Here is a 9,322-nt window from a genome sequence, read left to right as displayed (position 1 = left end):
TACCCGGCAGGCTCAAGAGATGCGCAAGCATCTCAAAAAGTTTTTCTGGTTCTCTTTGTTCACAAAGAGAACAGTTCACTCCACATATACAATAACACCTACGATTAATGGACGATTTCGGCCGAAGTTACCGGCAGGCCCAAACAATCGCCCGTACAACCGGGAAAAACCATTTACGCCTCGCCTCCGAACTCCATCAGATAAGCCTTGATGAAATCATCGATACCGCCGTCCATCACCCCCTCTACATCCGACGTTTGCAAATTCGTCCGGTGATCTTTCACCCGCCGGTCGTCGAACACATAGCTGCGGATTTGCGACCCCCACTCGATCTTCTTTTTCTGCCCCTCTAATTCGGCCTGCAACGCCAGCCGTTTATCCATTTCGAGCTGGTAGAGCTTCGAGCGCAGAATCCGCAAAGCATTCTCCTTATTCATGATCTGCGACCGCGTTTCCGTGTTCTCGATCACGATCCCCGTCGGAATGTGGTACAGCCGCACCCCCGTTTCGACTTTATTGACATTCTGCCCCCCCGCCCCACTGCTGCGATAAGTGTCCCATTTAATATCCCCCGGATTGATGACAATTTCGATCGTATCGTCCACCGCCGGCGACACGAACACGCTCGCAAACGTCGTCTGCCGCTTGTTGTTGGCATTGAACGGCGAGAGCCGCACCATCCGGTGCACCCCATTCTCGCTTTTGAGGTACCCGTAGGCATAATCCCCCACGAACTCGATCATAGCCGACTTGACCCCCACCTCGTCCCCGTCCTGAATGTCCAGCGCCTTGACCGTATACCCGTTGCGCTCCCCCCACCGGGTGTACATCCGCAACAGCATCGATGCCCAGTCCAGCGCCTCGGTACCCCCCGCCCCGGAGTTGATCTCCATGATCGCCCCCATCTTGTCTTCCTCGGTACGAAGCATATTGCGCATTTCCAGCGCCTCGATCAGCTTCAGCGCCTTGTCGTAAGCCGCATCGAGATCCTCCTCGGAAGCAGCCCCCTCCTTGATGAATTCCGGCACGAGATTCAGCTCGTCCATCGCCGTCGCAATGGCATCATAGTCTGCGACCCACGATTTGACGGCGGCTACTTTCTTAAGCTGCGCCTGCGCTTTTTCGGCATTGTCCCAGAAATCCGGCGCCAGGGTCAAGGCTTCCTCGTTTTTCAGTTCTTGGCGTTTCCCGTCCAAGTCAAAGATGCCTCCTCAGCGCATCCTGGCGCCTTACAAGCTCTTTAATCTGTTCAGTCGTAATCATATTGTCGGTTGATTTTGATCGTTTAGTTTTAAATATTCGTCCTCGCGGCGCCCGGACCCGTTGGGTCTTTTGTTAGGGTTCATACTGCCTTAGTTGGCGTTCGCTCGCCCCGAGGTCGGCGACTTCTTGCGAGTCGCGTTATTCGCTTGTCCGGTGGTGCCGGTTTTTCAAAAATTCGCCCAGCCGCATGCTCCACACCACGCCCATCGCCATCACCAACCGCGGTACCAACAGCCAGAAAAGTCCTATCCCCAATGCCAAGTACAGCAGCGTATCCTCCAGCAGCGAATGGTTCATCGCCGCATGGGCGTTCAGCATCCGCGCATCCCGCCGCGAGATGCCCCCGTTTTCGACCTCGCCGATCATCACCGAGCTGCCGTAAGCCAATCCCAATGTGTTGAGAACGATCCACAGGAATGCGCTGTCATGTGAAAGCCCGAAGAGCCGCATCAGCGGTGCGAGCGGAGCGGTCAGCCGACCGATCAGGCGAAATTCCCGCAGGAGCTGCTGCAGGACGTTCAACGTGACGATCATCCCGAACATCAAAGGCAGCAGTCTCGCCTGCGCCAGTGTCCAGCTCTGCATCACCGTCCCGAACGAAGCGTCCCCCGCCGTATCCCGGTGCGCCAAAAGGAGCGTCCCGCTGTAGTTTTCCGGCAGAATCCGGTTCAATATCCATGCCGTCAGCAAAGCCATCGCCAGCCGCAGCGCCGCCATGCCCCAAGCCGAGCGGCATCCCGCCTTGCGCTGCACCACCGACTCCACGATCAGGTTATGGGCGATCAGCGTCATTATCGCAATAATCGTGACGCTGCGGTAATCGAGGTTCAGCGTCCCCATCACCCCGATAGCCGCATAAATCGTGGAGGAAACAGCGGTCAGGAAAGCCAGCACCCCTTCGCCGTCCAGCCCGATATGCGAAAATGCCGGCGTCAGCCATTCCGACACGATAGCGATAACGCCCGCCCACTGCAAAACGGCCACGCCGAACGTGATCGGCAGTATCATCTTCACCAGCCACCACCAGGTGTGCACTCCCGCATGAAACCCCCGTGCGGCACAGGAGCGTGTCCGTAAAACCAGAACGTGCTGCATCACTTTCGTTTGATCCGGATATAGTCTTTAAATTCAAAAGCCGGAACCTTCCCGTCCGCCGAAGCCGGGTGCGCCTCGCACCAAGCCATGCGCCACTCTTCCGACACGATTTCCGGGAAACGGGTATCCCCCTCCGGCGATGCGGCGATACGGGTCAGGTAGAGTTTATCGGCTATCGGCATTGCCTGCCGGTAGATCTCGCCGCCGCCGATAACGAACACCTCTTCGGCAGTATCCCGATATTTCGCCACGGCCGCTTCGAGCGATCCGGCAACAAACACCCCCTCCGGCACAGCGAAGTCCGGGTTGCGGCTGACGACAATGTTCGTCCGCCCCGGCAGCGGCTTGCCCCCGAGCGACTCGAAAGTTTTGCGTCCCATCACCACCGGATGTCCGGTGGTGATGCGCCTGAACCGCCTGAGGTCTTCGCTGATGTGCCACGGCATCCGTCCGGCACTGCCGATAATGTCGTTCTCCGCGACGGCGACGATTATAGAAAGGATCATATCGATCGGTTTTCAGAGGGCAAAGTTAATCATTCCCCGCGATGATATGCCACGGCTATTTTATCGGTTCAAAGTAAGGCTGCATTTCGGTCTGGAACTTGTCCAATTTGAAGCCGCTCCACATCCGCACGATCGTTTTATTTTCCGGTTCGACCAGCACGAACGTGGGATAAAGCCCGATCCCATACGGCACGGCAGCCCCGTCTTTGAGCAGCTGCCCGTCCGACAGGTTCGGCCACTCGAACGGCTGGCGGTACCGGTACATCTCCATCCAGCCGTCGTGGTTGTCGCTGAGCATCACCCCGACGACCGAAAGTTTATCGGCATACTGTTTCACATATTTCGCCACCTCGGGGAACGCGGCATGGCACCGCGGACAGTTCGATGTCCAGAACAGCACCAACAGATACTTCCCGTCCTGCCCGGCATAGTCCGCCAGATAGGAATAATTCCCCTCCGTGTCGTGCAGCTCCACGTCATAGAGTTTGTCGCCCACCTTGACTTTATTGGCCGGCTCCTGTGCCCCGGCAGCGAGCGAGAAGCCCAGCGCCAAGGCTGCGAATAACATTTTTTTCAGCATGGTTTTGATATTTTGGTTAGTAGTCACTTAGCGTTTTTCGAGATAAGGATCGACCAGCTTGTCCTGGAAACCGCCCTCTCCGGGATACCACCATTCGACAATCCGACCCTGCGGGTCGATCAACACGTAGGTCGGCATCACGCCCGTGCGGTTGTAAAGCACGCCGGCCCCGGCATAATCTCCTTTCCCGTCCGAAAGCTGTTTCCACGGGAGCTGCTGCCACCGAATCGTTTCTTTCCATATATTCCGGTTTACATCGAGACCGATGCCGATGATCTCCAGCCGGTCGCCGTACTCGGCATAGAGGCGCTTCATCTCCGGAAAAGCGGCATAACAGCCGCCGCAACCGGAACTCCACAGGTCGAGCAACACGTATTTTTCGCCCCGTCCCGCATAGTCGGAGAGTTTATGAACCGTTCCGGCGGTATCCGCGGCTGTGAAATCGGCAAACGGTTCGCCCACCTGCGGCACGTGCGGCGGGTCGAGCGCCACAGCCAGCGCTTCACCCTCCAGCGTACTGCGCATCTCGGATGTCAGGCGGTCATAAATCCACTGCATTTTCTCGCGCGGCACTGCTCCCACCCGGACGTAAAAATGCAGGGAATTGAGCATCGCTCGCGAGGTCGGGTATTTGGAGTATACCGGCCAAAGCCGATCGACAGATACGCGCCAAACCGAATCCCGGTATTTGAAATAACTCTCACGGCTCTCCAACAGTGCGTCAAGGTCGGAGAGGTCTACGGCTCTGATCTTCCCCTCGATCGCCTGTTCGGGCTCGTTGCTGACAGCCTTCCACGCCCCGTCGGCCGACCCTTCGATCCGGAGCTGCGTCGTGTCGGTCATCCAGAGCGAGGTCGTGTACCGCCCGGACGAGGAGGTCACCATCATCTTGGCCTGTTCGCCGGCCGGCAGGGTGCCGGTGAAAACGAACCGGCCGCTTCGGATGGTATCGGCGGCGAAACTGCGGCCGATGTTATGCCTGAGGCGGATGATTCGGACAATCACGGAGTCGCTGTCGGCCACGCCGCTGATATGACCCTCGATTTTCCAAGCGGAGGCGGAGACGCCCATCAACAGAGCGATGGACGCGGAAATGAATTTCTTGTACATCGTGATTCTGTGTGTTAGTTATTGATTTTGTGTGTTTAATCTGCAACGGGAAGTGCTTATTCCCGGTTTGTCGTCTATTCAGGTTGTCCTATGCGGTTCGTCAGTGCCGTGCGAGCGGCAGCCTCAGCAACCGGGGAAGGCGACCTGCCGCTCTGCGGGAATATTTTCCCGCGCCAAAATAAGTTGCCGTTTCGGCCCGGAGCCTGCGGGAACTTGCCCGGTTTGCATGCCAGCGGTACCCTCCGCTGCGGGAGGCTGCTGCCTGCTGTGCGGAATGACGACTAACAAGAGGGTTCAATTTCAGCCCTGCGCTGGGTGGTTTCGGTCGCCTGTTCCGTGGAAATATTTTTTCATGCTCATGCTGCCGGTTCAGCCCGAAGCCTACGCGGGCAAGACCTTCAGGTTGCAGCCCTGCGCCGGGTGGTTTCGGTCTGTCTGCTCTGCGGGAATATTTTTTTCATGCTGATGTTGCCAGTTCAGCCCGAAGCCTGCGCGGGCAAGACCTTCAGGTTGCAGCCCTGCGCCGGGGGAGGCTTCGGGCTGCCCGCTCCGCGGAATCCTGTTTTTAACTGTTATTTTTCTCCGTTCATACTACTTAGCACTCGAACCGCAGCCGTTGGTTGCTTTATTAGCCGTTTCCTTCGTTAGTTTCGGCCGTTGATGTCGGGATCCAATAAACCGCGACCTACGGTCGCGCGGGCCGGACGCCTCCCCCTCGGGAGGCCCGGTGCCGCTCGGCACTCGAACCAGGCCACCTTTACCTCTGCTATATTTTCCCGCGCGCCGGGAAAATCATTCATTTTTAACTCTTGTTGAAACCGTCGATTTTCCTTTTTCGGCGTCGGCGCACGAGGCCGAGCAAACTACTAAAACAGCCGACGGCTGTGTCACCCGGCAGAACAGACAATGGCTCGAAGAACGAAAAAGGGACTCACCCCGGCACACAAACCATGTACCGACGAGAATCCCTCAAAGTTAAACAATCCGGGGCGATTTATTTGACAATCAGAAGAAAATAGTTCTTCTTCCCTTTCTGCACGAGCAGGAATTTTCCGGAAATAAGCCCTGCGGCAGTTATGGGCGCATCGGCGTCAGCTATTTTCTCTCCATTCAGAGAAATACCCCCGCCCTGCACCAACCGCCGCAATTCCCCTTTCGATGCGAAAATCGCCGCTTTCTCTGTACACAGCACGGAGAACGGCACCCCGTTCAGTTCAGCCCGGTCGATCTCGAACTGCGGCACCCCGTCGAACACTTCGAGAATCGTCCGTTCGTCCGCCGCCCGCAACGCCTCGGCCCCGCCGCCGAACAGGATCGAGCTGGCGGCCACCGCCCGCTCGTACTCCTCGCGCGAGTGGATCATCACGGTGATCTCCTCCGCCAGCCGCTTCTGCAACTTGCGCAGGTGCGGCGCCTCGCGATGCTCGGCGATCAAACTTTCGACCGTCGCTTTGTCGAGCAGGGTGAATATCTTGATATACCGTTCCGCATCTTCGTCGCTCACATTGACCCAAAACTGGTAGAACTTGTACGGCGAGGTGTACCGCGGATCGAGCCACACGTTCCCGCTTTCGGTCTTTCCGAATTTCGTTCCGTCGGCTTTCTTGATCAGCGGACAGGTCAGCGCGAATGCCTCTCCGTTCACTTTCCGCCGAATCAGTTCGGTTCCGGTCGTGATATTTCCCCATTGATCGGAACCCCCGAGCTGCAATTTGCAATTCTTGGTCTCATACAAAGTCAGAAAGTCGAACCCCTGCACCAACTGGTAAGTGAACTCGGTGAACGACATGCCGTCTCCCTCGCCGTTGAACCGTTTCTTCACGGAGTCCTTGGCCATCATGTAGTTGACGGTGATGAGCTTGCCTATGTCGCGGATAAATCCGAGGAAAGTCTGCCCTTTCATCCAGTCGTAGTTGTTGACCATCTCAGCGGCATTGGGTGCGTCGCTGTCGAAGTCGATGAGTTTGGAGAGCTGGGCCTTAATCGCCGCCTGGTTATGCCGCAAGGTGGGCTCGTCGAGCAGGTTCCGCTCCAACGACTTTCCGCTGGGGTCGCCGATCATCCCGGTCGCTCCGCCGATCAGGGCGATCGGCTTATGGCCGCACCGCTGGAAGTGCTTGAGCATCATCACCCCCACCAAATGGCCGATATGCAGCGAATCGGCTGTCGGATCGATCCCCAGATAGGCTGTGGTCATCTCTTTTTTCAGTTGTTCGGCGGTGCCGGGCATCATGTCGTGTATCATGCCCCGCCAGGTGAGTTCTTCGATAAAGTCCATCCGATAAGATCTTTTTTTCTTGCAAAGATAACCCTTTATTTCTTCATTGATATCTGTTCGGCTGATTCACAATCTTGTTGGGGAGGTGTCGTGCTTTTTGTGAAGAGCCGAGGTGCTGCTCAGCTACTTCCGGCCTGACAGAGGGGGATCGGGGCGATTAACAGTAGGTTTTATTGTACATGTTCGGGAGGGAACTGTTCTCTTTGTTCACAAAGAGAACCAGAAAAACTTTTTGAGATGCTTACGCATCTCTTGAGCCTGCCGGATACCCTTATCTTCGATTTGTCGGGGTGCGGGGAATCGGGCCGACATCATGAGGTTTAGCCCTTATCGGCCCGATTCCCGCACCCCGAACCAATGCAAAGAAAGAGGACTGCGGAGCGTAAGGAGTAGCGCAGCTATCTGAAAGTTTCTTTGGTTCTTTCTTTTCAAAGAAAGAACGGTTCCATCCGGCACAGTGCAATATCAAGACCTACCATTAACCGCCACACCGAAATAAAAAACGCCGGAATCAAGCCTTCGACAGAGTAAAAGAAAACGTCGTTCCCACCTCCGGCGTACTGCGCACGGTAATAGTTTCCCGATGCGCTTCGAGAATATGCTTGACGATAGCCAGCCCGAGACCCGTCCCCCCCGCCGCCCGCGAGCGGCTCTTGTCCACCCGGTAGAACCGCTCGAAAATGCGAGGCAGCTGCTCAGCCGTCAACCCGATCCCATTATCCTGCACCTCAACCATCACTTTCTCGAACATATCCACATAGCGCACCCTTGTACGCCCCCCCTCCCTGCCATATTTGACAGAATTGCTCAGCAAATTGATCAGCACCTGCCCTATCCTCGCCCGGTCGGCCTCCACCATCAGCTGCGGCAGCGCTCCCCGATCGGAAACCAGCGTGATGCCACGTTCCGAGGCCTGTATTTCCAGCGACTGCATGATCTCGTCCACCAGGGAGAGCAAATCGAAACGCTCGCGCTGCAAGACGAGCGACCCCGCCTCCAGCCGCGAAATATCCTCCAGATCCCGCACAATGCAAATCAGCCGGTCGATATTCTTCTGGCTCTGCTCCAAATACCTCCGGTTGATCTCCGGATCCTCCAAACCTCCGTCCAGCAGGGTGAGGATATAGCCCTGGATACTGCAAAGCGGCGTTTTCAGTTCATGAGATACATTCCCCACAAACTCCTTGCGGTACTGCTCGTTTTCGCGCAGGCGGGCGATTTCCATCGTATTCCGCTCGGCCCACGCCTGCAATTCCCCTTCGACCTCGGTCACGACATCCCGGCCCTTGTATTCACGGGCGATCTCTCCGGATTTGCTGTCGCGCGAGCGGAGAATCTGGTACATGGGTTTAATCCGGAAAATCACGTACCGCCGGATCACATACGAGGCCGTCAGATAGACCGCAAGCCCGGCCAGCGGCACAGCCGCCCATCTCCAGCCCCCTAAAAGCACGAAAAAAACCGCTCCCGCACCGGCTGCCGCCGAAGCTATGGAAGCGGTCCGTATAGTCCTTATTTTCATCGATTCGTTGGGGATTCAGGGTACATTGTGACGCCACCGGCAAAGAAAAAAACCGGTTACTCGCTTTCCGTTTCCGCCTTGCCTGTTCCCGACAGCCGCGCCACGTATTTGCCGATAATGTCGAACTCTATGTTGACCCTCGTCCCCGGCTCGATCCGATGGAAGTTGGTATGCTCGTAGGTGTACGGAATGATCGCCACTTGAAAACCGTCCGGTCTGGAATTGACCACGGTAAGACTCACGCCGTTGACCGCCACGGAGCCTTTTTCGACGGTCACGTATCCGGCTTTCCGGAGCCGCTCGGGCGCATCGTACTCAAAGGTATAGTACCAGCTCCCCTGGGCGAATTCGACGCTTTTGCAAATTCCCGTGGTATCCACATGCCCTTGCACGATATGTCCGTCCAGCAGAGCGTCCATTCGCATGCTCCGCTCCAGATTCACGAGATCGCCTTCTTTGAGCTGGCCCAGGTTGCTTTTTTCGAGCGTCTCCCGGATGGCGGTGACGGTATAGGTCTGCTGCGCCGGATCGAGAGCCACGACGGTCAGACATACGCCGTTATGCGCCACACTCTGGTCGATATGCAATTCCGGCGTTATATCCGTTTTTAAGGTCAAATGGAGATTGTCCCCCTCCCGTTGCAACCTCACTACCGTTCCTGTCGTCTGTATAATCCCTGAGAACATAAATTTATCTAAGTTTCAATTCGTTCATTTTTTCGCAAACACGCAAAAGCCCCGTTCTTTAGCCAATGCCCGCAACTTCTGCAACGCGGAATCCCGCTATCGATGCCGCCGGAAAAAAGCTGCATCTCCGCTCTTGTCGGCGGGAAAACAGGCGCAGCGCGCAGTCTGGCCCTGGCATAGCGGCGCGTTCACAAATGTAGGTTTATTTGCACTGTGCTGTGAGTGACTGTTCTTTCTTTGAAAAGAAAGAACCAAAGAAACTTTCAGATAGCTGCGCTACTC

The 9,322-nt window shown here is 56.3% G+C and carries 8 protein-coding genes; all 8 read right to left on the bottom strand.

The window, feature by feature from the left end; genetic code table 11:
- Nucleotides 1-173: 173 nt before the first annotated feature.
- Nucleotides 174-1,263, bottom strand: a protein-coding gene (prfB, locus tag Q0Z93_RS08380; protein ID WP_298064495.1) for a peptide chain release factor 2 whose coding sequence is annotated in 2 segments (ribosomal slippage) — nucleotides 174-1,199 and nucleotides 1,201-1,263 — 1,089 coding nt in all. Because the reading frame shifts where the segments join, the coding sequence is not laid out codon by codon here.
- A gap of 138 nt (nucleotides 1,264-1,401) precedes the next feature.
- Nucleotides 1,402-2,358: a nucleoside recognition protein gene (locus tag Q0Z93_RS08375; protein WP_298064494.1), complete on the bottom strand. Its 957-nt coding sequence runs from the start codon at nucleotides 2,356-2,358 to the stop codon at nucleotides 1,402-1,404.
- On the bottom strand, nucleotides 2,358-2,864 hold the full coding sequence (locus Q0Z93_RS08370; RefSeq protein ID WP_363291683.1) for a dihydrofolate reductase: 507 nt from the start codon (nucleotides 2,862-2,864) through the stop codon (nucleotides 2,358-2,360). The genes Q0Z93_RS08375 and Q0Z93_RS08370 overlap by 1 nt, the downstream gene beginning before the upstream one ends.
- Nucleotides 2,865-2,919: 55 nt before the next feature.
- The gene (locus tag Q0Z93_RS08365) at nucleotides 2,920-3,444 is read right to left on the bottom strand and encodes a TlpA disulfide reductase family protein (protein WP_298064493.1); all 525 of its coding nucleotides are present in this window, start codon (nucleotides 3,442-3,444) and stop codon (nucleotides 2,920-2,922) included.
- Between the two features lie 27 nt (nucleotides 3,445-3,471).
- On the bottom strand, nucleotides 3,472-4,554 hold the full coding sequence (locus Q0Z93_RS08360) for a TlpA disulfide reductase family protein (RefSeq protein ID WP_298064492.1): 1,083 nt from the start codon (nucleotides 4,552-4,554) through the stop codon (nucleotides 3,472-3,474).
- 994 nt (nucleotides 4,555-5,548) lie between these two features.
- A complete protein-coding gene (tyrS, locus tag Q0Z93_RS08355) occupies nucleotides 5,549-6,832 on the bottom strand; it encodes a tyrosine--tRNA ligase (RefSeq protein WP_298064491.1) in 1,284 nt (427 codons plus the stop codon).
- A 511-nt stretch (nucleotides 6,833-7,343) separates the two neighbouring features.
- On the bottom strand, nucleotides 7,344-8,354 hold the full coding sequence (locus Q0Z93_RS08350; RefSeq protein WP_298064490.1) for an ATP-binding protein: 1,011 nt from the start codon (nucleotides 8,352-8,354) through the stop codon (nucleotides 7,344-7,346).
- 56 nt (nucleotides 8,355-8,410) lie between these two features.
- Nucleotides 8,411-9,040, bottom strand: a complete 630-nt coding sequence (locus Q0Z93_RS08345) for a riboflavin synthase (RefSeq protein WP_298064489.1) — start codon at nucleotides 9,038-9,040, stop codon at nucleotides 8,411-8,413.
- Nucleotides 9,041-9,322: the final 282 nt, after the last annotated feature.

This window comes from uncultured Rikenella sp., from assembly GCF_947628055.1.
GTDB lineage: Bacteria > Bacteroidota > Bacteroidia > Bacteroidales > Rikenellaceae > Rikenella.
This window is presented reverse-complemented; position numbering and strand designations above follow the sequence as displayed.